The organism is cyanobacterium endosymbiont of Braarudosphaera bigelowii (assembly GCF_020885515.1).
Taxonomy (GTDB): Bacteria; Cyanobacteriota; Cyanobacteriia; order Cyanobacteriales; family Microcystaceae; genus Atelocyanobacterium; species Atelocyanobacterium thalassa_A.
On record NZ_AP024987.1, the window covers coordinates 916,847 to 939,472 of the forward strand.

19 protein-coding genes are annotated in these 22,626 nt (G+C 30.9%); 6 read left to right on the forward strand and 13 right to left on the reverse strand.

The window, feature by feature from the left end; genetic code table 11:
• Positions 1 to 133: 133 nt before the first annotated feature.
• Together LPC16_RS03865 and LPC16_RS03870 are read left to right on the forward strand one after the other, a co-directional pair.
• A complete protein-coding gene (locus tag LPC16_RS03865; RefSeq protein WP_229636879.1) occupies positions 134 to 1,432 on the forward strand; it encodes an NAD(P)/FAD-dependent oxidoreductase in 1,299 nt (432 codons plus the stop codon).
• 67 nt (positions 1,433 to 1,499) lie between these two features.
• Positions 1,500 to 2,126, forward strand: coding sequence for a DUF3177 family protein (locus tag LPC16_RS03870; RefSeq protein ID WP_229636880.1), 627 nt, complete (start codon positions 1,500 to 1,502; stop codon positions 2,124 to 2,126).
• A gap of 118 nt (positions 2,127 to 2,244) precedes the next feature.
• On the opposite strand, the gene LPC16_RS03875 is transcribed toward LPC16_RS03870, so the two are convergent.
• Both LPC16_RS03875 and LPC16_RS03880 read right to left on the reverse strand, forming a co-directional pair.
• Positions 2,245 to 2,583, reverse strand: a complete 339-nt coding sequence (locus LPC16_RS03875) for a hypothetical protein (RefSeq protein WP_040054240.1) — start codon at positions 2,581 to 2,583, stop codon at positions 2,245 to 2,247.
• Positions 2,584 to 2,706: 123 nt separating this feature from the next.
• Positions 2,707 to 3,165: a YdcF family protein gene (locus tag LPC16_RS03880; protein WP_229636881.1), complete on the reverse strand. Its 459-nt coding sequence runs from the start codon at positions 3,163 to 3,165 to the stop codon at positions 2,707 to 2,709.
• 192 nt (positions 3,166 to 3,357) lie between these two features.
• On the opposite strand from LPC16_RS03880, the gene mnmA reads away from it, so the two are divergent.
• Positions 3,358 to 4,407 carry a tRNA 2-thiouridine(34) synthase MnmA gene (gene mnmA / locus LPC16_RS03885; protein ID WP_229636882.1) on the forward strand — a complete coding sequence of 350 codons (1,050 nt, stop codon included), beginning with the start codon at positions 3,358 to 3,360 and terminating at the stop codon, positions 4,405 to 4,407.
• A gap of 236 nt (positions 4,408 to 4,643) precedes the next feature.
• On the opposite strand, the gene LPC16_RS03890 is transcribed toward mnmA, so the two are convergent.
• Together LPC16_RS03890 and LPC16_RS03895 are read right to left on the reverse strand one after the other, a co-directional pair.
• Positions 4,644 to 6,206: an NAD(P)H-quinone oxidoreductase subunit N gene (locus tag LPC16_RS03890; RefSeq protein ID WP_229636883.1), complete on the reverse strand. Its 1,563-nt coding sequence runs from the start codon at positions 6,204 to 6,206 to the stop codon at positions 4,644 to 4,646.
• Positions 6,207 to 6,441: 235 nt separating this feature from the next.
• Positions 6,442 to 6,984, reverse strand: coding sequence for a DciA family protein (locus tag LPC16_RS03895; protein ID WP_229636884.1), 543 nt, complete (start codon positions 6,982 to 6,984; stop codon positions 6,442 to 6,444).
• Positions 6,985 to 7,231: 247 nt separating this feature from the next.
• Between LPC16_RS03895 and LPC16_RS03900 the strand changes: the two genes are divergently transcribed.
• Positions 7,232 to 8,392, forward strand: coding sequence for a cysteine desulfurase family protein (locus tag LPC16_RS03900; RefSeq protein WP_229636885.1), 1,161 nt, complete (start codon positions 7,232 to 7,234; stop codon positions 8,390 to 8,392).
• A 9-nt stretch (positions 8,393 to 8,401) separates the two neighbouring features.
• Here the strand turns inward: LPC16_RS03900 and LPC16_RS03905 are convergent, their stop codons facing one another.
• The 3 genes from LPC16_RS03905 to LPC16_RS03915 all read right to left on the reverse strand — a co-directional run bounded on the left by LPC16_RS03905 (position 8,402) and on the right by LPC16_RS03915 (position 11,242).
• Positions 8,402 to 9,793: a TldD/PmbA family protein gene (locus tag LPC16_RS03905; protein ID WP_229636886.1), complete on the reverse strand. Its 1,392-nt coding sequence runs from the start codon at positions 9,791 to 9,793 to the stop codon at positions 8,402 to 8,404.
• Between the two features lie 217 nt (positions 9,794 to 10,010).
• Positions 10,011 to 10,472 carry an anti-sigma factor family protein gene (locus LPC16_RS03910; RefSeq protein WP_229636887.1) on the reverse strand — a complete coding sequence of 154 codons (462 nt, stop codon included), beginning with the start codon at positions 10,470 to 10,472 and terminating at the stop codon, positions 10,011 to 10,013.
• Between the two features lie 116 nt (positions 10,473 to 10,588).
• On the reverse strand, positions 10,589 to 11,242 hold the full coding sequence (locus LPC16_RS03915) for a sigma-70 family RNA polymerase sigma factor (RefSeq protein WP_040054247.1): 654 nt from the start codon (positions 11,240 to 11,242) through the stop codon (positions 10,589 to 10,591).
• 233 nt (positions 11,243 to 11,475) lie between these two features.
• Between LPC16_RS03915 and dapF the strand changes: the two genes are divergently transcribed.
• Both dapF and LPC16_RS03925 read left to right on the forward strand, forming a co-directional pair.
• Positions 11,476 to 12,315 (forward strand): diaminopimelate epimerase, encoded by an 840-nt coding sequence (dapF, locus tag LPC16_RS03920; protein WP_229636888.1) that lies wholly within the window; start codon positions 11,476 to 11,478, stop codon positions 12,313 to 12,315.
• 142 nt (positions 12,316 to 12,457) lie between these two features.
• The gene (locus tag LPC16_RS03925) at positions 12,458 to 13,234 is read left to right on the forward strand and encodes a hypothetical protein (protein ID WP_040054249.1); all 777 of its coding nucleotides are present in this window, start codon (positions 12,458 to 12,460) and stop codon (positions 13,232 to 13,234) included.
• 330 nt (positions 13,235 to 13,564) lie between these two features.
• Here LPC16_RS03925 and LPC16_RS03930 read toward each other — a convergent pair whose 3' ends face one another.
• The 6 genes from LPC16_RS03930 to LPC16_RS03955 all read right to left on the reverse strand — a co-directional run bounded on the left by LPC16_RS03930 (position 13,565) and on the right by LPC16_RS03955 (position 22,215).
• Positions 13,565 to 14,455: a hypothetical protein gene (locus LPC16_RS03930; RefSeq protein WP_229636889.1), complete on the reverse strand. Its 891-nt coding sequence runs from the start codon at positions 14,453 to 14,455 to the stop codon at positions 13,565 to 13,567.
• Between the two features lie 171 nt (positions 14,456 to 14,626).
• A complete protein-coding gene (tsf, locus tag LPC16_RS03935; protein WP_040054250.1) occupies positions 14,627 to 15,292 on the reverse strand; it encodes a translation elongation factor Ts in 666 nt (221 codons plus the stop codon).
• 216 nt (positions 15,293 to 15,508) lie between these two features.
• Positions 15,509 to 16,321, reverse strand: coding sequence for a 30S ribosomal protein S2 (gene rpsB, locus LPC16_RS03940; protein WP_229636890.1), 813 nt, complete (start codon positions 16,319 to 16,321; stop codon positions 15,509 to 15,511).
• Between the two features lie 301 nt (positions 16,322 to 16,622).
• Positions 16,623 to 17,831, reverse strand: a complete 1,209-nt coding sequence (locus LPC16_RS03945) for an LptF/LptG family permease (protein ID WP_229636891.1) — start codon at positions 17,829 to 17,831, stop codon at positions 16,623 to 16,625.
• Between the two features lie 551 nt (positions 17,832 to 18,382).
• On the reverse strand, positions 18,383 to 20,998 hold the full coding sequence (gene topA, locus LPC16_RS03950; protein WP_229636892.1) for a type I DNA topoisomerase: 2,616 nt from the start codon (positions 20,996 to 20,998) through the stop codon (positions 18,383 to 18,385).
• A gap of 272 nt (positions 20,999 to 21,270) precedes the next feature.
• Positions 21,271 to 22,215 (reverse strand): bifunctional riboflavin kinase/FAD synthetase, encoded by a 945-nt coding sequence (locus LPC16_RS03955; protein ID WP_229636893.1) that lies wholly within the window; start codon positions 22,213 to 22,215, stop codon positions 21,271 to 21,273.
• Positions 22,216 to 22,626 lie beyond the last annotated feature (411 nt).

Here is a 22,626-nt window from a genome sequence, read left to right on the forward strand (position 1 = left end):
CGATGGACTACCCCATGTAAATGTAGTTATTTAAATTTGCTTATATTCTTTCTGTCTATATTTTTCATTTTTCGGTATATTCAGTAAAACGAATTTCCGGCTTTAGATCGTTTCCTAGGAGTTTAAAATAGCTATGAATTATAATACTTTAAAAAAAGAAGCTAAAGTTGTTATTGTTGGTGGTGGATTTGGAGGATTATATACAGCTAAAGGACTAAAAAATTCTCCTTTACAAGTTACTCTAATTGACAAACGTAATTTTAATCTTTTTCAGCCACTACTTTATCAAGTTGCCACAGGTAGTCTTTCTCCAGCTGATATAACATCACCTTTAAGATCGATCTTATGTCAAAACAAAAATACACAAGTATTACTAAATGCTGTTATCGATATAAAACCCAATGATAAACAAATAATTGTTGATAATCATCAATCTATTCCTTATGATGTTCTTATTTTGGCTACTGGAGTAACTCATCATTATTTTGGTAATGATCAATGGGAAACTTTTGCGCCAGGACTTAGCAATATTGAAGATGCTTTAGAAATTCGAAACCGTGTTTTTATGGCTTTTGAAGCAGCTGAAAAGGAAAACAATCCTATAAAAAGACAAGCTTGGCTAACATTCGTAATAGTTGGTGGTGGACCTACTGGAGTAGAATTAGCTGGAGCAATAGCAGAAATTGCAAATAACTCTATGAAAGGCAATTTTAGGAACTTTGATCCTAAAGATGCAAAGATTTTGTTAATCGAAGGTTTGGAACGTGTACTTCCTCCTTATCCTATAGAATTATCTTCTAAGGCAGAACAAGAGTTATGTAATCTTGGTGTAACAATACATACCAAGTCAATAGTAACAAATATAAGTGAAGATACTATTGTTGTACGTAAAGGAGAAAAACATGAACAAATTACTTCTCATACAATCTTATGGGCTGCAGGAGTTAAAGCATCATCAATTAGTAAGATATTAGCTGAGCGAACTGGTGTGAGTTTAGATAGAGCTGGTCGAGTTATTGTTGAACCAGATCTCAGTATTACAAATTTTCCAGATATTTTTGTAATTGGAGATTTATCAAATTTTTCTCATCAAGATAATAAAGCTTTACCTGGAGTAGCCCCTGTAGCGATACAACAGGCTAAATATGTTGCAAAGTTAATACGAAAACGATTGAAAGGTGAATCACTACCATCTTTTATTTATAAAGACTATGGTAGTATGGCAATTATAGGACAGAATAAAGCTGTAGCAGACTTTAAATTTATTAAACTTTCAGGATTTTTAGCTTGGTTTATTTGGATTTCGGCTCATATTTATTATCTTATCGAGTTTGATAATAAATTAGTTGTCCTAGTTCAATGGATCTGGAATTATTTCACACAAGGTCGTGGAGCTCGTTTAATTACAGAAAATAATAAGAAAGATAAATAATTAAAAAAATATACTGAAATATTTTTTAGAGACATATTGCAAGATTATTAATGAATTTATTAAAACTATGAAAAATCTCTGGTTTCAACCTCTTATATGGATAGATTATCGATTAGCAATAGTCTTTGCTGTTATTGTGCCCTTAATATTAACAATCTTAGCCTTCCTCCAAAGAATTGACGCAATTGGACGTCTACTAGTTATTTATTGGCGGGTATCTAGTTTATTATTAATTACCGTTTATTTATTAATACCCGGTTGGACTGGAGAGAACAACTCTTTTGAAACATTTTGTACACATTTAGGTTTTTTTACTGCGATTTTAGCTCGTATTCTAATTCCAATATCTTTATGGTTTTGGATAGACTTAAATGATGAAATCAAAGATTTATCTTGGAGTTCTCTCAAATTAGCGCTCACTTCATGGAGATGGGCTATAACTATTTATAGCGCTATGGGAATTGTATTTCGTATTCCTTTCTTTTCCTGTTTGATTTCCATAAAAGCTTTAGAAATTAAATCATGTCAAGCCTGGATTGCCCCCCCTATTGAGTATTGGTCAACTTTCCATAGTAATACAACACCTGTTTTTCTGGGCTTCATAGGCCTTGTAGGATTATTAATATATGCTATATATTTTATATATTTCTTATTAGTTAGATTAAGCAAGCAAGGAAGATTAGCTTTAGAATAATTAGTAAGTCTCAATATGCAAAATATGTTTAGATTTTTAGAGAAAGAATAATATCCTATAGCTTGCCAAAGTATTGAAAAAAATAAATTTTAAGAATTTTATTATGATATATTTTTAGTTATCGTCTTGGATCAGATGCTTCGATAAGAAAATGACTACCATTTTTTTGATAAACTAAAACTTGTTCATTTTTTACTAAGGAATTGCCTGAATAATAAAATCTTAGCTCACTACTATCAGGCAATTCAATAAATAAAATACTTCCTTCTTTACTAGAAACAACTTTAGTAACTCTACCTACTTGATAAGAAGATTTATTAATATTATTTTTGGATTTATAAGTTATCGTATTTATATTACGATCTGTATAGTTTCTCTCTGTCTGTTGAGCAATAACTATAATAGTAATAAAAAATTGGGAAGTAATTAATATTATCCAAACCAGCAACCAATTCATTAAACAGTCCTCAACAGTGTACTAATTTTTCAGTAACATATTCCTATTAATATTTACTAATTTTTATAAGTTTAGTTTATGAAATATTATACTTATTAATTTCAACTATGATAGTGTTAGTGACTATTGAATAATCCATAATAAAGATCTACCCACATCTCTTATAAGTTTATCTAAAGGCTCTGAAGGTGTATTAGAGGGTACAGGGAATGGTTTTGATATTATTCCTTGAGTTCCAAATATAATTTCTCCTATAGTTTTGGCACGATTAACATGATTATTTGATGTTATGAGATAAATACCTTTAGTTTTTTGAATCTGTAATTTTTTAATTAAGCTTACAAAATTAGTAACAGTATCTTTTGCTCTATAGTCTAAATAAAGTCTATTATTATTAATTCCTGCATTCATAAAAATTTTAGTTATATATATTTGCGGTCCACCTGAAGATACCAAAAGAGCCAAATTCGTGTGTTTAAGCGCTAATTTTGCAGAAAACCGCTCTCTTTCTTCGTGTCCACCTAATATAAATATAACTTTAGGTTTAATAAAATATTTTTGTAACTGTCTATCAGTAAACACTAAACTTGTAATTAATAAAAATGTAAAAATAAAAAGTTTTATTTTTATTTTTGATTTAATAAAATAATTGCTAAAAGACATAAGTTGTATATTTTTTATTCAACATTATCAAAGTGTTACTATTATTTTGTTTAAGATGTTAATCTAGAATAAATAAATAATTAATTTCTTATTTATAATAAATATTTAATGATGAGTAAAGTTGTTGTAGGTTTATCAGGTGGAGTAGATAGTTCAGTAGCTGCTGCAAGCTTGTGTAATCAGAATTACGAAGTTTCTGGTTTAACTCTATGGTTAATGAAAGGAAAAGGTCAATGTTGTTCAGAAGGAATGGTAGATGCAGCACATATTTGCGAACAGTTAAGCATTCCTCACTATATTGTAGACGCTAAAGAATTATTTAAAAAAAATATCGTAGATTATTTGGTATCAGGATATAGATCTGGAATAACTCCCTCACCCTGTTCTCAGTGTAACCGTTCTGTAAAATTTAAGCCGATGTTAGATTATGCTGAAAAAGAATTAAACTGTAATTTAATCGCTACTGGTCATTATGCTCGTATACGTTATGATAAAGAAACCGACAAGTATCACTTACTAAGAGCAATAGATCGTAGTAAGGACCAATCCTATTTTTTATATGATCTCCCTCAAGAAATACTAGCCAGAACAATTTTTCCATTAGGAGAGCAAACTAAAGAAGATACTCGTCGTATGGCTACTGAATTTAAACTTAAAACTGCAAACAAACCAGAAAGCCAAGATTTATGCCTTATAGAATCTTATGGTTCTATGGCATCCTTTTTAGAAAAATATATTCAACCTCAAACAGGAAATATCGTTAATCTAAAGGGTAAGGTTCTAGGCAATCATAAAGGGATTCATAATTACACAATCGGTCAAAGAAAGGGACTTGGAATATCAGCCTCAGAACCTTTATATGTATTGAAATTAGACTTTCGTAATAATCAAGTAGTTGTAGGAAAACGTTCTGATGGGCTTCGTTCTAGTTGTATAATTAAAGACGTAAACTGGATTTCTATATTTGAACCTAATGCTCCTATGAAGGTAGAAGTTCAAGTTAGATACCGTTCTCTTGCCGTCTATGCAAACATAATACCTATAGAAAATAATCGTTATAAATTAGTTTTTGAAGAACTACAATTCGGAATTACAGCTGGACAAGCAGCTGTCTTATACAATGATGATGTTGTTTTAGCTGGAGGAATCATTGAAAAGTAAAAAATTCTATTCTAATTTTAGCCTTGTACTATCAAAATATTTGTAAAGAATACAAGCTACAATTTAATAATCAATTTATTTTTAATAAATGTTTTTTATGACTTATGTACTAAGTTTGTATATTAAGTACATAAGTATATTTTAACTATTTGAATTAGAATCATATTATCGATTTTATAATTAATTAGGTGGGCATTACCCACCTTACTATTACTAATCTTATTGGAGCTGTAGTTTCAATCTATTGACATGACTAATGCTTCTGTTTTAGAAACATGAATACTATCAACGCTTGCTTGTAAGATTGGAGTACTTAGTACTGAATCATGAGCTAAGGTGACTAAAGGATTAGATAGGATTCCTATCAAAGAAGTTGCTACTACGGATAAAACTAAGCCAACCTGTAAAGGTCTCATTCCTGGTAAGTCCCATCTAACTCTAGGATAGTTTTTAACAGCATCAGACATTTCACTTTCTTCCTTGACAACCATCATTTTTACTACACGAATGTAATAATAGATGGATATAACACTAGTAACTAATGCTAATGATACTAAAGTGTAAAGTTCAGCCTGCCAGCCTGCCCAGAAAAGATAAATCTTACCAAAGAATCCTGCTAGCGGAGGAATGCCACCAAGGGAAAGTAAAGATATACTAAGATATAAAGTTAGTAAAGGATCCTTTTGATATAGTCCTGAGTAATCACTGATTTTATCCGTTCCAGTTTGAAGAGAGAAAAGGATTACACCACTAAAAGCTCCTAAGTTCATAAATAGGTATACTAGTAGATAAAATAGCATACTAGAATATCCAATATCCGTTCCCGCAATTAAACCTATCATTACGAATCCTGCTTGAGCGATTGAAGAATAGGCCAGCATTCTTTTCATGCTTGTTTGGGCTAAAGCTACTATATTTCCTAGTATCATACTCATGATGGCTAAAGCAGTGAAAATTAGATGCCATTCATCTGTTATAGAAGAAAAAGCAGTTACCAGTAAGCGAATAGCTAAAGCAAAACCAGCCGTTTTAGATCCTACAGAAAGAAAAGCAACCACTGGTGTAGGTGATCCTTCGTAGACATCTGGTGTCCACTGATGAAAAGGAACTGCGGATATTTTAAACGCGATGCCAGCAATCATAAATACTAAAGCAACTGCTAACTCCAAAGAAGAACTACGGCTGCCATTCGCAATATTACTAGATATAGAGCTAAGAATTGTTTCTCCTCCTGATATTCCATATAGAAGAGAAGCTCCATAAAGGAAAATAGCTGTGCTAGAAGCTCCTATTAAAAGATATTTTAAAGCTGCTTCGTTAGACCGAGGATCACGTTTCATATATCCTGTCATTAGATATGAAGAAATACTTAGCACCTCCATAGAAATAAAAATCATCACTAGTTCATTAGCACCACAAAGGAACATGGCTCCAAGTGTAGCTGTTAACATTATGACTATAAATTCTGCTAAGGGTGTTCCTGTTTGTTCTATATATCGAATAGACATAGAAATAGTAATAATTGTAGATAAAGCAATAATTACTCTAAAAATAATACTTAAATGATCTCCATTAAAGCCTCCTAAAAAACTTATAGTAGAGGGATTGTTCCAATTAATGTAAAGAGAAATTAGTGAAGCAAACAAGCCAATTATTGCTCCATAAGGAAGCCATATTCTGGCGTTACGTCCTCCAATTAAATCTCCAACGAGAATCAAGATCAAAGTGATAATGACAATTCCTTCAGGAAGAATTGTTCCAGCATTGAGTTGGCTGGCAATATTGCTAGAAAAGTCCATAAGTTAATTAGTAACAGAGGTTCGTAAAAAATATCTAAGCTCTTAAACTTGAGATATCTGTATTTGATGAGATAAACGTCCTTCTGCAATCATAAGATATAGAAGTAAAATCATGCTAGTTTTTATACAAGTAATCACGTCTCAAAAAAATTATTTCAATATCGTTACTATTATTTTTTATTTAAAATACTCATTTTTTGCCAATAATTCTTAACTTTATGTGTCGTTAGAGTATCTATCTTATACAAAGATAACATTTGGACCATCTCTGTAATTCGCGTAAAGAGGCTGGACGTTGGCATTTTGGACAAATTGAAAAAGATGTTAATTTATTTTTTACGGCCATAGTCCATTTCTCAAAAGCTTCTTGAGCGGTTTCATCTTTTCTTATAGTAATTTTAGAAACAGATGAATAAGAATTTTTATGTGAGAAAAAACAAGCTTTTTCTTTCTTATATGGAGGACTTTTAAAAAGTTTCTTTTCAGACCATTTAGCTGAAGAGAAGTGAAGTTTATTAATGGAAGTAACTAATAAATGCTGATTAATTTTTTTAAGTAAAGAATATTGTTGGAATGATAATTCTTGAGACCATCCTGAGCTTGAAGTTGCAATATAAACAATATCTTGACTAATAGATAATATATCTGTGTTGATTAGAATATCATGTGTAACTATAGCTTTCCATATGTTACATATCTCCATATACCTATGGTAATCAATCCAATGTCCTTGTTTTGCTAGTGATTCTAGTGGTGTATCGAGTGAAGTAAGTGCCATCTTGACAAAAGTGGTAAATATAAAAGTATTTTTGTTTTAGTCTATTTTTGCGGAATATGTATTAATTTACTATATGGCTAAATAATAAAATATGTGTTCATATTGTTATTAGCAATCTCTTAAAACAATATAAAATCTGTTAATAAAATTACGACATATCTATTATAAAAATGTTGTTTTAATATAAATAAGTTAATTAATTTTGTTAGTATAAATATTTTAATCAAATTACTATTGTCACTATATTATGCAGATTTATCTCGACTATAGTTCTACAACTCCTCCCCGGCCAGAAGTAGTTACTTGTGTTAATCAAGTGCTTTCAGAAAATTGGGGTAATCCCTCCAGCATACATCAGTGGGGAAAGAAAGCTTCTATGATTCTAGAAACAGCAAGAAAACAAATAACTAATTCAATCAAAGCTAATGATCTAGAATCAATTATTTTTACGTCAGGGGGAACTGAAGCTAACAATTTAGCTATTTTAGGTATTGCCAAACAATATAAAAAAAGACAACATATTATTATTTCTAGTGTTGAACATTCATCAATTAATAAACCTATAAAGTTTTTAGAAACTCATGGGTGGAAAGTAACTCGTTTACCTGTAAATTGTCAGGGTAGAATTAATCCTCATGATTTAAAAGCTGCTATTAGAAAAGATACTATTCTTATTTCTATAATTTATGGGCAAAGTGAAGTAGGAACAGTACAACCTATTAAAGAACTATGTCAAATTGCAAAAAGTTATGATATTCTTTTTCATACAGATGCAGCACAAGCAATTGGTAAATTAGCTATTAATGTTCAAGATTTAAATGTTGACTTATTATCTTTCTCAGCTCATAAAATTTATGGAATTCAAGGGGCCGGAGCTTTATATATACGTCCAGGAATTAAAATTTCTCCTTTACTTTATGGAGGAGGACAAGAGCAGGAAATACGTTCTGGAACTCAATCCTTAGCTACTATCGCTGGTTTTGGAGTCGCTACGGAATTAGTCTGCGAGGAAATAATTGAAGAAAATAATAGATTAATACAGTTACGAAATCAATTATTTAAGTATATGTCTGATTGTCCTTATCTAATTCTTAGTGGACATCAAGAATATCGTCTTCCTCATCATGTAAGCTTTATTGTTTCGAATTTATCAAAGAACCAAAAATTGAAAAAAATCACTGGTCAAACTATTGTTCGTCATATGAACTTAGCAGGTATTGGTATTAGTGCTGGCTCAGCCTGTCATAGCGGTAAATTGATTCCCAGTCCAATACTATTAGCCATGGGATACTCCGCAAGTGATGCAATAAGCGGAATTCGTTTAACTTTAGGCAAAGACACTACTATAAATGATATTACTTGGACAGCTACTGTTTTAAAACAAATTCTTAGTCATTTATTTGAATAATTTATATTATTATATTTCCCCTCCAATAATTATGTTATTAATACGTAAACTTGGCCCTCCACAACCTACAGGTAAGCCATTTTGACCTTCTTTACAACAACCTCCTGATTCATCCCAATCAAAATCATTACCAATTGCCTCAATATTTCTTAGTGTCTTAAATGTATTTCCTGATAGTGTAACATCTCTTATTGGTTCGGCAATTTGACCATTCCTTATCATCCAAGCTTCCCCTGCACTAAAAGTATATGTTTCTCCATTAGTCATCCCTCCCAACCAATTTTTCGCATAGACTCCTTTCTTAATACCATCGAATAAATTTTTAACTGGAGTTTTTCCTCGTTCAATCCAAGTATTAGTCATCCGAACCAAAGGAGGATAGTAGTAGTTTAAACAACGTGCATTACCGGTAGGACGTTCATTAAGTTTTCCTGCTGTTTCACGAGAATGAAGTCTACCAACTACTAAGCCATTTTCAACAAGTTGAGTAGTTGTAGCTGGAACTCCTTCATCATCATAGAAATAGCTTCCTCTATGTCCCTGAGGTGCTGCTCCATCAAAAATTTGTAATATTTTAGGTCCAAATTTTCTCCCTAAGCTAATTACTTCTGAAAGTTCTGGATTTTTACAAAATATATCAGCTTCTGAAAAATGTCCAAAAGCCTCATGAACAAACAATCCGGTTAAAATTGGATCTATAACTACTGTATAGCAACCGCCCTTTACTGAGGGCATGGTCAAAGCATTGATAGCTCTTGTTGCTGCACTTCGTACTTTTTTATCTAGTCCAGTTAATTTGTCATAGCCCTCCCTGGATCCAGTAGTTTCTCGCCCGATCTTTAAATTTTCACCATTTTGTGCAATTGCAGAAAATCTCATTTCGATATCAATCCAGGATTGATCAATCATCATTCCTTCAGATGTTACAATAATTACGTGATGAGAACTATCATTGTAACTAACTAAAGTAGTTGTAATCTGATGACTTACAGTTTGTAAAATATCATTATATTTATAACATAGTTCTTTTTTCTCTAATAAACTAACCTTGAATGGATTACGACTAGTTAAAGGAAGTTCACATGTAGTCTGAATAGGGATGACAGGTGCAAGAATAGTTCTATTTGTCCCTACAAAAATTGCTGAGCCAATTGCTTTTTCTATACTTTGAAACAAATGAGAAAATGAATCAAAAGAAGAAAAACCCCATCCTCCTTTATGACAAGCACGTACTTGTCCCCCTTTTGAAGTAGTTTCACTAAAATTTTCTGTTGTATTTGTCCGTAATTGAATATTAGTTCCTTCACAAGTTTCAAGTCTAATAGCTAAATAGTCAACACGATAGCGATTTTTAGCTATTAAATCATAAAGTATATTTTTATAGCTGTTAATATTATGCATAACTAGAAAATTGTCTTAGTCATTAGAATCATACGATAATAATTAACTTAATTAAAATTATTTTTTTTTAATACTATTAATAACTATATAGGTAAAATTATGGAATGATAAATTGAACTAAAAGTTATTTTGGTGTTATGGAGGTTGAATCAACTTTTAGAGTGTACTAATATCCACGATATCAACAATTACGTAGTATAAGATGGTAAAGTTTCTATTATCTATTTCTAGTGTTTGGTATCTCTAACACAGGTCTATTTAAAGCAATTGTTAGAGCTTGATTTTCATTTTTCTGAACATAATGATGAAATATAAATCCGTCTTGTAACCAAATACCACTGAATATCATAACCATAGTACCTAAGCTGCCAAGAATAGTATTAAATTTTTTACGCTGTTGACGATCAATTTTATCAAAGATGTCTTGAGAAAAAGCGGATTTAGATTTAATACTTACAGGTGTAGAAATAATAAAGGTTTCTCTTTTAATTCGTAGTAATGCTTTATATGATTTATTAAAATTTGGATCAGTATCTAACCAATATTTTATCATTCTACTTTCTTTAGATGTAACTTCACCATCGATATAGGCACTTAATAATTCGAAACGCTTAGATTCGTCTTTTACGTTATTGTATTGTTCTGTTATAGACCTTTTCTTATGTTTAGAATTAGACAATGTGACTAAACTCCCTATATATAGACCAAGAACTTTGGTTGCAGAGGCGGGAATTAATATTAGTATTGTCGTGATACTCCTTATTAATGAAGAAGAAAACCACAATGAAACTAAAATTAATCAATATATTTTTGTAAAACAGTTTGAAGCTTTGCTCTAGCCCTCGCAATTCTTGACTTAACTGTTCCTAAAGAAACTTCTGTCATTTCTGCAATTTCTTCATAGGCTAAGCCTTCTATTTCACGAAGAACTATTGCAACACGAAATGCCTCTGGTAGGCCAGCAATTGCAGCTTGTAAGCGGTCGTAAAATTCACGAGTCGCAAGATTGTCGTCAGGACTTGGATAATCTGAAACAATATCCCATTCTATTTCTCCATCATCTACTCTTCTAGGTGCGTCTAGGGACATAGGATGGCGAACTCGTTTACGTTTCCGGAGTTCATCATAAAATAAGTTTGTTGCTATACGACTTAACCATCCTCTAAATTTTACTGGTTCATTAAGTCTTTTTACATTTCTATAAACACGAATCCAAACCTCTTGAGCAAGATCTGCACGATCCTGCCAATCAGGTGCTAAGTGATAAAGAACTCTGTCAACATGAGATTGGTAGCGATTTAATAATTCGGTAAATGCTCCTCTATCAGGATTAACTCCTTTCTGACATAAGATAATAAGATCATAATTGGAGAGCTTTTCTGGAGGCACTTTAGATTGATACTTTTGCCATTGGCTGAACAGACCAGGTGCCGAAATTGCTTGACTCATAAGTTTACCCAAGATATATCTTTTTATCCCTGATATTCTTCATCAGAGGACGTAAATCCATAAAAATAGTTCCTTAAACTTCGAAATTTTAGAATAGTCTAATTTTAGTTACTAATAGTATGGAGAATAACTTATTACACTTACAATAATAATGCTGTAGATAGTCAGTAATTTTTGCGTATTATTATTCTAATATCAAAGAATTATTTCAATAGTTAAATTAGAGCTAAATTATGTATTTTGCTAAATATCAAGGTTTAGGTAATGATTTTATTTTGATTGATAACAGAAGTAGTTCTAAGCTTCTATTATCTTCTGAACAAATATTGAAAATGTGTAATCGTCATTTTGGAATTGGGGCTGATGGAATTATTTTTGTTTTAGCTGGAAATGAAATTAGCGACTATGGTATGCGCATTTTTAATTCTGATGGCTCAGAGCCGGAAATGTGTGGTAATGGGATTCGTTGCTTAGTAAGTTTTATTAGTACTTTAGAAAAGTTTGAAAAGACTAGTAAAACTTATAAGATAAGTACATTGGCAGGTATTATAAGCGCTGAACTACAAACTAAAAAACAAGTAAAGGTAGAAATGGGAATTCCTCTACTTTTAAATAAACAAATTCCTACAACTTTAAAAGACAAGAACAACACAGTTATAAATTATCCATTAGAGATAGAAAAAGAAATTTGGCCGGTTACCTGTATTAATATCGGCAATCCTCATTGTGTTACTTTTATTAAAAATAGTGATTTGATTGATTTGGAGAAGTTGGGTCCATTATTTGAACATCACTCTGTTTTTCCAGAACGTATTAATACAGAGTTTGTTGAAGTTATACGTTCTAATTACTTAAAAATGCGAGTTTGGGAGAGAGGTGCAGGAGCTACTTTAGCTTGCGGAACAGGTGCTTGTGCATCAGTTGTTGCAGGAGTTGTGGCTAAAAAAAATGATCGAATATGTACTGTTGAATTACCTGGAGGATGTCTTTCTATTGAGTGGATGGAAGATAACGGTAAAGTATATATGACCGGAAGTGCAGAAGAAGTTTTTACAGGACAATATACTCAATAAATTCTATTGTACTAATCTAGTAGATGGTTTTCTAAATACTCTTTGAGTATAGATTAGGGCATTTATCTTTTAAAACAATAAATACTCTAATCTATATACTTTATATATGAATATATAAAAACCACGTTTAATAGTTCTATGTATGGTATTTTTTAATTATCTTAAATTACTGATTATTATTTTTGGCTTATTCATACCAAAAATATCTACACTATGCGCACAAGATAATGATTTTATCAATTTTTTGTCTTTGCCTCAGACACATCCTTTACCAATTACCCTAAAACAAGTCAATGATCAGTCATATTCAAATAATTATTTGAATATTATTAAAAGTGATCTTATAGGGTATCTCGTGTGGTCTAGATTCCCTGTAAAAGTCTACATAGACAAAATTAATTACTCAAATATTGATCAAATATCTACTGAACAACTAAGAATCAATCAATGGTTCAGTATTGTCAAGAAGGCTATTTTTGAGTGGAGTTTTTACTTACCTATAGTAGAAACTTCTAATATCGAGCTTGCAGAAATTATTATTTCAAGAACGGAACCACCATTAATGATCAAAAACCTTTTAAGGAAAGAACACTTACAAATAATAAAAGCGAAAACTGCACAAACTAGTTATAAATTTTATATCCATAATGACATATTGCTTCATAGTATGATGATAAATATTAGTTCAAATTTAGGAGAAATTTCTACTTTGTCTGCAGCACGACATGAACTAGGACACGGGCTAGGTATTTGGGGACATAGTATGGACAAAGGTGATGTTCTTTACTATTCTTCAACTAATTTACTTACTCCTATATCTTCAAAAGATATTAATACATTAAAACAAATATACAAGCAACCCACTCGTTTAGGATGGAAAGTATTTAATAATAAGAAGTTAAGCATAGGAGAACTGTAAAGTATATAAGTTCTTATTATCCTCAGAAAAATTTTATATACTATAGGTAGTACATAATCTATAGCAATATGATTACTCAATAAACATACTAGATTTTTAAATAATATTTCTCTATATTAGATTTAGAAGTTTTCTAAAAATTAATATTTAAATACAATATTGAGTTAACGAGATTTTTTTCTGGAGTAATTAATCTTTACTCATAATTGACAAAGCGGTTAAGCTATAGATTTAATTTGGTGTATTGATACTATCAAGTTTCTTTAAGTTTGAAATTATATATTTATAATAATTTTTAATATCTACTATTACATAATTTCAATAGTAACTTTAATCGCAGCAACTTAATTCCCATAGCGATTCTGCTTTTGATTGAGTATATTCTTTTTTTATTTTTTGATAGTTCTTTTCTATTTCATTCAGTTTCTCAACTTGTTGATTTATTTTTTTTCTCTGAAAACTTAATTGAGAATCATTAAACTCAATATCAGATAATTTGAGATAAAGTGTAGATATTTTTATATTAGAAGGTTCTCTACTATCTTTCCCATCTAAATCTAATGTTTTATTATTTACATTTTCTTCTACTTGTAAGTTAAGGATATTAGGATAACTTTCTGGTAAAAATCTCTTTTCTTCTACTTGCGATGTTACTTCAAGTAAATGAGATGGTAAATGATTAGAGATGATTTTATTTTTTTTCAATTTATTGTTAACTTCTTGAGAGAGGCTATTCAAAGTTATTTGAATTCCTTGTTCAATATCTCCACACCACTTAACTAAATCTTCAGGATTTATAGTTTCAGGTACATCGTACTTATCTAATTTGTTTGCAAAAAATAGCTTTTTTTTCTCATTTTTGAGGTGCTTCATATTATTTTTTTTGTACGGGAATAGATTTTTTGATATATATCTAATAACCATTTTTGAAGTTATAGGTTGTGGAAAAGTCACATATGATAACAATTCGGATTCAGATTTATTACACAGTTCTCTAATTTTCTCTTGCATCTCTCTTCTTTGATCATTAGATAATCTTAAAAATGATTCAGGGTAGATATGGGTGCAAATTTGATAAACTGCTAATATTAATTGTTTATTTAATGCAGAACCTAACAACTTTAAGTAATCTCTATAAATGTTATTCAATTCAGTAAAAAGCTTTATTGACTTTTTTTCTAATTCTTTTTTTTCCTTATTAATTTTTTGGAAAGATCTCATAATATACTGAACATTGCAAATAAATTTAAACATAAAAAAGACAAAAGTTAGAAATATTTTCCTACTTTTGTCTCATTATTAGACAATCATCTTTTAAAGAATCTACTTTCTTTTTACTTTTCTTTGTAAATATCAAGTTTTTGCTTAAATAAAAGTTATTCTTAGGATAACTTACCCTATACTTTGCCCTGTTTGCGCAGCAACTTCAGCAGCAAAGTTAGTTTCACGTTTTTCAATTCCTTCTCCTAAAATAAAACGAGTAAAACGACGAACTTGAATGTTTTCTCCAAGCTGTGAAATATTGCGTTTCAATAATTCTTCAACTGTAATATTAGAATCTTTAATAAAAGGTTGATCTAGTAAAGAAAGCTCTTTTTTACGCTTCTCGATACGCCCTTGGACTATCTTCTCTTTGATATTTTCAGGTTTATTTCCTAAATCATCTCTTCCCATCTCAATTTCTTTTTCTTTATCGACAATTGTTTTAGGAATATTATCCTGATTAACATACTCAACATTAGGGCAAGCAGCTATTTGCATAGCAATATTTTGAGCTAATTCTTTAAACTCGTCTCTACGTGCGACAAAATCTGTTTCGCAATTAACCTCTACAAGAACTCCTATACGACCTCCTGTGTGTATATAACTATGAACTAAACCTTCTGCTGTTTGTCTACCTGATTTCTTCTCAGCAGAAGTGATTCCTTTTTGTCGTAGCCATTCTGTTGCTTTCTCTACTTCACCTTGATTTTCCTGAAGTGCTTTTTTGCAATCCATCATGCCTGCACCAGTTTTTTCGCGGAGTGTTTTAACCAGTTTTGCTGAAATTTCAACCATTTTAGTTTTTGTTTTTACTGTAGATGATCATGACATAAGAGAGGATAACATTAAGAGTAGTTTAAATGAACTTTTTTTTATATAACTGAAAAGATTAATTAGCTGACTCACCTGAGTGAAAAAAGTGTCCTGGGACGTTGTCAGCTTAAACTTTAGTAAAAGCTTCTTTAACAACTCTTATTTTGTTAAGACTATGTCTTAACAAAATAAGAGTTGTTAAATTTCTTTCTCTTCTACATTTTCACTTTCTATATTGGGTAATAGAGGATCAACTTCTTCACTTTTCTCATCATTATTTTCTGTGAGACTTTCGCCAAGAGTCTCGTAGTCATCGTTTGCCTCTAAACGACTATGAGAGCCTTCATGTATAGCATCCGCCAATTTTCCTAAAATTAGTTTAATAGAACGAATTGCATCATCATTAGCTGGGATAGGAATATCTGCATAGTCAGGATCACAGTTAGTATCCAATAAAGAAATCATTGGAATACCTAGTTTTTGACATTCTTGGATAGCATTGTATTCACGTCGTTGATCTACAATAACAACAACATCAGGAGGTCGTCGCATTGTTTTAATACCTCCTAAATATTTTTGCAATTTACCTAATTCTCTTCTCAATACTGCGCCTTCTTTTTTTGGACGTCTTTCAATCTGACCATCTTCTTCCATTGCTTCTAATTCTTTTAGACGCTCAACTCGGGTTTTAATAGTCTCCCAATTAGTAAGCATTCCACCTAACCAACGTTGATTAACATAGTTAGCTCCACAGCGAGAAGCCTCTTGAGCAATAATTCCTGCTGCTTGTCTTTTAGTCCCCACAAACAAAAATCTTTTTCCTTTATCAGACCCATTACGGACATACCGATAAGCATCTTCCATTAACTGTGCAGTCTGCACTAAGTCAATAATATGAACTCCATTACGAGCTGTATAGATATACTGGGACATCTTGGGATTCCAGCGACGGGTTTGGTGTCCAAAATGAACTCCAGATTCTAGTAATTCAGAAAGAGATACTACTGGCATAATTTATTTTCTCCTATTTCGGGTTAATCCTCCATTCAAGTGGATTTCGTTTCGGAAACACCCGAAGTCTTGAATGTGTGGTATTTTAACGACCTTTATAAACTAACATAATTTTGTCTAACTTTAAACTTAATTATCAATAGGAGAATCTTTCCTTTTATATTAATTGACTCACTACTTAATATATTTTTTGTTGTCGCATAGACATAACAAAAAAAATTATAGCTTTGAAAAATATTATGTAAAAAATAAAAAGTATATTAATTTCTCTGGTTGAGAATAGAACTATCTCACACTTTGTTTAAGATTCAGCAAACCAATAAAGTAAATATACTCCTATACCCAATCCAATAATATTTGGTAGCCAACCAGCAATAAATGGTGAAACTAGACCTATCAACCCCAAACTACCAATCAAGAAACCAAGAAGATAGTATACAAATACTACTACTACACTTAAGCCAAATCCTATAGCACGGTTTATATATTGAGGGCTTGTACCTAGAGCAGATCCAATCACTCCAAATACAACACATATAAATGGAAAGGCTATCTTCTGTTGAATTCTAACCTGAAAAGTACGGAGTTTTTGCTCATCTTCCATAACTCTTAAAATTTTCATATATTTTTGTGCTTGAAAAATATTCATTTCATAAGGGTCACGTCCTTGTTGAGCAAACTCAAAAGCAGCCTTAGTGAGAGGTAATTGTCTATGTTTAAAAGAGTAAGTATCTTGATAGGAAGAATCTGGAGCTAATTGATAAATAGTACCATTGAAAAAATCCCAGGTTTCTTCTTGTCTATTCCATGTTGCTGAATCTGAAACGACAATACGATTTAATTTCTTTTCAAGCCACTCTAATACTGTTAAGGTTTCAAGCTTGTGACCATCAAATTTTTCTGCAAAAAATAAATGCTTAAGTTGTTTTTCAGTACTTCCATCAGGAAGAACTACTTTTTCATAATCAGGATAAAAAATATCTTTATTTTGCCAATACGGTCGTTCTTCCTGAAGATGTTCAACTAATATACTAGTAACACGATAATTAGCTGCTGGAACTATCAATTCACTAAACATAAAAGTTATGCCTGTCATTATCAGACTTACGATAAAAGCGGGTATAACTAAGCGGTAAAGACTAGCTCCACAAACTCGTAAGGCAATTAATTCACTATCATTGCTTAGACGCCCATAAGTTAATAAAGTACTTAACATCATGGAGATCGGTAATGCATAGGCAGTAAATTCTGGAATTTTTAATAGTATTATTTCTAATGCTTGTATTAAAGGTAAATTAGACTCTACTACTTTATTCGCCAGATCAGATAAATAACCAATAGCTACTCCAAGTACGGACACTAAACCAACTGAAAAAACTAGTGGTCCTACTAGTTGTGATAGGATGTAGCGGTCTATCAAATAAAAGGACCAAACATTCTCAACTGGTAATATTTTTAGAAAGTGGCCTAAAAATTTAATAGCTTTCATAAATATTGTTTGTAGAGGCATAATAAATATTATTCGAGAAAAAAGTTGAGAGATTCACAAAAGTTAATTTTCTCAAATTTGGTCATTAAATTTTTTCATATACATCATATATATTAGAGCTATAAATAATACTAACCCTCTTAAAATTTTAGGAAGCTTGATATACAAACTTATTTACAAGAAATATTTTATCGACTTTTGATAAAAATATGGTGAAACATAGATTTTTTATCGAATTATTTTTTTTTGAAATAGATTACAGATGTCATTTCAACATCATATTACTGTATTTTGTATATAACAAAAGTATTGCTCTAATTCTCAAAATAGTACTATTAGTTAATAAGTTCAAAATTAAATAGTTATAAAAGTATAAAAATACTTTTATAACTATTTAATTTTAAATGTACTTTTTATACTTATAAAGTCAAGCTTATATAATTTTATGTTAGTTTAATAATATTTTATGAAGCAAATATCTAAATAAAATCAAGAAAAGCAAAGTTAAGTAAGTTCTATTTAAAGATTTTCGATATTTTAAATAGTAATATGTTATTAGGAATCTAATCTAATTAATCCTTTTTTCTTTTCTTTGTAGCAGTTGTTTTCTTTTTTACGGTTTTCCTAGTATTTTTCTTCTTAACAGGTGTTTTCTTTGATAACAATTTTAATGCTTTTTCTAAGGTAATACTATCAACTGTTTCCTTTTCTGATAAGCCCACATTTATTTTTTTATGGTTAATATAAATACCATAAGGTCCTTCGTAAATATTAATAGGCTCGCTATCTTCAGGATGAAGCCCTAATTCTTTTAATGGTTTTTTTGCTTTTCGACCTCTCATAAGTTTCGGCTGAGATAGTAATTCCAGTGCTCTATCTAGAGAAATGGTTAATAGATCATCTTCTTTTTTAAGGGATCTATAATCTTTTCCTTTTTTTCCTTGATCATGTACTACATAGGGCCCAAATCTTCCGATGTTAACTTTAATATTCGCTTGGGTATCTGGATGAGTTCCCAGTAGAAGAGGTAATGCTAGTAATCCTAGAGCTATTTCTAAGTTTACATCTTCAGGATTAATATTTTTAGGTAAAGAAGTTCTTTTAGGCTTTTTGTTTTCTTCTGTAATTTCTCCTAGCTGAACATATGGCCCATAACTACCAATTAATAAATAAATAGGTTCACCAGTCTCAGGATGTAATCCAATCTTCTCTGGGCCTTCAGTTTTTTGTTTTAATAATTTTATGACTTGATCAATATTTAAATCGGATGGAGTCAAATTTGTTGGAATGGAAGCAGTTATGATCTTCCCGTCTTGTTCTACTTCTATATAAGGACCAAACTTCCCAATTTTAATTGTTGTATCCAAATTATTTAGATTAATAGCCTTGGCTAAATTTGGATTAATTTCGTCAGTACGTACTTTTACTTGAGTATCTAAACCCTTGTCACCAAAATAGAATTGTTCCAAATAAGGAACTCTTTGTACTTCTCCTGTAGCAATTTCATCAAGTGCCTGTTCCATTGTTGAAGTAAACGTTGTATCTACTAAATCAGGAAAGTAGGTCTCTAGTAAGCTTACAACAGCAAATGCTGTGAAAGTTGGTACTAATGCTTTACTGCGCATTTGAGAATAACCACGATCACGTATAGTCCCAATGATACTAGCATATGTACTAGGACGACCAATACCTTCTTTCTCCAATACTTTCACTAAAGATGCCTCAGTGTAACGTGCAGGAGGCTGAGTTTTATGATCTAGTACATCTATCTTTTCGCATTTTAGCTGATCTCTTTCTTGAAGATATGGAAGTATAATTTCTTGGCTCTCTAGTACTGTTTCAGGATTGTCTGATCCTTCAACATAGGCACGGAAAAATCCTGGGAAATCTATACGTTTTCCATAAGCTCGAAATTCTGCATTGTCTACTTCTATGACTACTGAAATTTGTGTTAACTTTGCATCAGCCATTTGACATGCTACAGTCCTTTTCCAGATAAGATCATAAAGAGAAAATGCTTGATCAGACAATTCTGTTTCTTTAGGTGTAAGAAAATTATTGCCTGCTGGACGGATTGCTTCATGAGCTTCTTGTGCTCCTTTACTTGTAGTGGTATATTTGCGTGGGCGAGGACTTAAAAATTCTTCTCCATATTTTTGAGTTACACATGCTCTGGCTGCATTAATAGCTTCACTAGACAGATTCACAGAATCTGTACGCATATAAGTAATATAGCCTTCCTCATAAAGCTTCTGAGCTGTTCGCATAGTATCCCGTGCCGAGATACCTAACTTTCGATTAGATTCTTGCTGCAAGGTTGAGGTTGTAAAAGGAGGAGAAGGTTTATTATTAACCTGTTTTTCTTCAACTTTAGCTATATTCCAAAGTTTAGTTTCATCTTCTAATTTTTCTTTCAGAATATTAGCTTCTTGTTCATTAAGAAGAATAACATTTCGATTATGAGATACTTTGCCAGTTTTAGAATCAAAGTCTGAACCTACGGCAACTTTTTTTCCAGAGATACTTATTAATTTAGCTTCAAAAAAAAATTTTTCTTTTTCTAATAAAACCTTTAAATTCCAATATTCACCAGATTCAAAACTAAGACGTTCTTGTTCTTTTTGCACTAGTAAACGCACTGCTACTGATTGTACTCTACCAGCAGATAATCCCCAAGCAATCTTTTTCCAAAGCAAAGGAGAAAGTGTATAACCATATAAACGGTCCAGTATCCTCCTAGTTTCTTGAGCATGGACTAAGTTTTCGTTAATATCACGACAATTATTCAAAGATTTCTTAATTGCATCTCTGGTAATTTCATGAAAAACCATACGCTTAATAGGTACTTTAGGTTTTAAAATTTGCAGTAAATGCCAACTAATACTTTCTCCTTCTCTATCTTCATCTGTAGCTAATATCAGCTCATCTACATTTTTTAAAGCTATTTTCAACCCTTGGACTACTTTCTTTTTATCTTTTGGAATAACATAAATAGGATCGAAATTATTTTCTATATTAACACCTAAATTTGCCCAGTTTTTACCTTTATAAGAAGCAGGAATTTCACTTGCTGAGGCTGGAAGATCTCGTACATGTCCCATAGAAGCTTCTACCTGATATTCATTAGGTAAAAAATTTCTTATAGTGCGAGCTTTAGTAGGTGATTCAACAATAACAAGAGTTGACATAATCGTTGTTAGTAATCAAACAAATTTAGTAAATAAATAGGATTTCTTAAAATTGAGTTTAATGCTCATTTGTTAGTTGGAATAATTCTAACTAACAAATGAGCACCACTAAAGTTTATACATAAACATGATTTTTAATTATAAAAAGAAAATTACTCTGAAAATTCTTTTGTTAACTACTAAGTACCTAATAAAATTTATTTACTAGGTACTTAGTTAGCCTAATGGAAATTCTATTAAACCACTATAGATGTAGTCAAGTTATGACTTTTTTATATTAATATTGACCTTGCTTTTCTACAATCTTGTTCAATTTGATCTTTTAGAGTTTTTAAAGATGAAAACTTTTGCTCAGAACGTAAAAACTTTTCTAAATAAACAGTTAGTGTTTTACCATACAAATTACCAGACCAATCTAATAAGTGTACTTCTACTGTCGAACCACTATTAATCGTTGGACGTTTTCCTATGTTAATTACTCCTTTACTGATATTTTTATTTTCAAGTTCTACATAAACACAATAAACTCCATCACAAGGTAATAGTTTATCCTCAGGTAGTTTTAGGTTAGCAGTAGGAAATCCAATTGTTCTTCCTATTTTTTGTCCAGAGACAACAAGACCTCTTAAAAAATAGGAGTATCCTAACATTTGCTTAACTTCTGTCATATTTCCATCTGTTAAATATTTACGAATTCTAGAGCTACTAATTCGTAAAGGAGTCTTTCTATTAGAATTCAAAAAAGTTTGTAATTTTGTAGTGTGGACAGAAATCCCAAATCTTTCTGTAAAATCTCTTAAAAGCTCGACTGTTCCTGTCCTTTTGTATCCAAAGTAAAAATTTTCTCCAACTGAAATATATTTTACGTTTAACTTATTAATTAAAATGTCTACGACAAACTCTAAAGGACTAAGAGATGCTAAATCTTGATTAAATGGCAATCGGATTAATTGTTTAATTTTAAGAGAGCTTAGTATTTGAATTTTTTCGTTTGTAGGCGTTAACAGCTGACGAGATTCTCCACTAAAAAACTCTTGGGGATGGGGTTCAAAAGTAACTACAGTAGGAGTATATTCCTTAGTTAGTTTTAAAATTGGTTTAAGGACCTGTCGATGCCCAAGATGAATTCCATCAAAGTTTCCTAAAGCGACTGCTGTGGGTGTCCTAGCATTATTAATTGAAGATGGTATCCATACACCGAATTTCCTGTGTATCATTTTGTATTTATATACTTCAGCAGTACTTTTGAACTAACATTTACGGAATCATACCCCAAATATACACTCAATTAATAGTCTTTTCCATAGTCCATACAATAATTGTTAACTTATTGAAATTTTGGTGAATAGGAGGATTACACTCTTATCAGCTTTAATAAACATAATCTTAATATGTATTAAGAGTTGCAACAATTTGCAAAATTTTTAAATAATAGAAATATGATTCTATTAGAAGTAGTTAGTGATAATAAAAAGTATTATAAATTTAAGAAAGTTATGTATATCTTATAAGTATTAATTAATATAAATAAATAGAAACTAATTTTTTTTATTTAAAGTGAATAATAATTGATTACGTAAATAGTTATCATAATAAATAAATGATAGAATGCTTTGCTGTTACAAGTT

Bases quoted from the DNA above. Each gene is read 5' to 3' on its own strand.
- LPC16_RS03865 (WP_229636879.1), top strand. From the start codon at position 134: ATGAATTATAATACTTTAAAAAAAGAAGCTAAAGTTGTTATTGTTGGT.
- LPC16_RS03870 (WP_229636880.1), top strand. From the start codon at position 1,500: ATGAAAAATCTCTGGTTTCAACCTCTTATATGGATAGATTATCGATTA.
- LPC16_RS03875 (WP_040054240.1), bottom strand. From the start codon at position 2,583: ATGAATTGGTTGCTGGTTTGGATAATATTAATTACTTCCCAATTTTTT.
- mnmA (WP_229636882.1), top strand. From the start codon at position 3,358: ATGAGTAAAGTTGTTGTAGGTTTATCAGGTGGAGTAGATAGTTCAGTA.
- LPC16_RS03890 (WP_229636883.1), bottom strand. From the start codon at position 6,206: ATGGACTTTTCTAGCAATATTGCCAGCCAACTCAATGCTGGAACAATT.
- LPC16_RS03895 (WP_229636884.1), bottom strand. From the start codon at position 6,984: ATGGCACTTACTTCACTCGATACACCACTAGAATCACTAGCAAAACAA.
- LPC16_RS03900 (WP_229636885.1), top strand. From the start codon at position 7,232: ATGCAGATTTATCTCGACTATAGTTCTACAACTCCTCCCCGGCCAGAA.
- LPC16_RS03905 (WP_229636886.1), bottom strand. From the start codon at position 9,793: ATGCATAATATTAACAGCTATAAAAATATACTTTATGATTTAATAGCT.
- LPC16_RS03915 (WP_040054247.1), bottom strand. From the start codon at position 11,242: ATGAGTCAAGCAATTTCGGCACCTGGTCTGTTCAGCCAATGGCAAAAG.
- dapF (WP_229636888.1), top strand. From the start codon at position 11,476: ATGTATTTTGCTAAATATCAAGGTTTAGGTAATGATTTTATTTTGATT.
- LPC16_RS03925 (WP_040054249.1), top strand. From the start codon at position 12,458: ATGGTATTTTTTAATTATCTTAAATTACTGATTATTATTTTTGGCTTA.
- LPC16_RS03930 (WP_229636889.1), bottom strand. From the start codon at position 14,455: ATGAGATCTTTCCAAAAAATTAATAAGGAAAAAAAAGAATTAGAAAAA.
- tsf (WP_040054250.1), bottom strand. From the start codon at position 15,292: ATGGTTGAAATTTCAGCAAAACTGGTTAAAACACTCCGCGAAAAAACT.
- rpsB (WP_229636890.1), bottom strand. From the start codon at position 16,321: ATGCCAGTAGTATCTCTTTCTGAATTACTAGAATCTGGAGTTCATTTT.
- LPC16_RS03945 (WP_229636891.1), bottom strand. From the start codon at position 17,831: ATGCCTCTACAAACAATATTTATGAAAGCTATTAAATTTTTAGGCCAC.
- topA (WP_229636892.1), bottom strand. From the start codon at position 20,998: ATGTCAACTCTTGTTATTGTTGAATCACCTACTAAAGCTCGCACTATA.
- LPC16_RS03955 (WP_229636893.1), bottom strand. From the start codon at position 22,215: ATGATACACAGGAAATTCGGTGTATGGATACCATCTTCAATTAATAAT.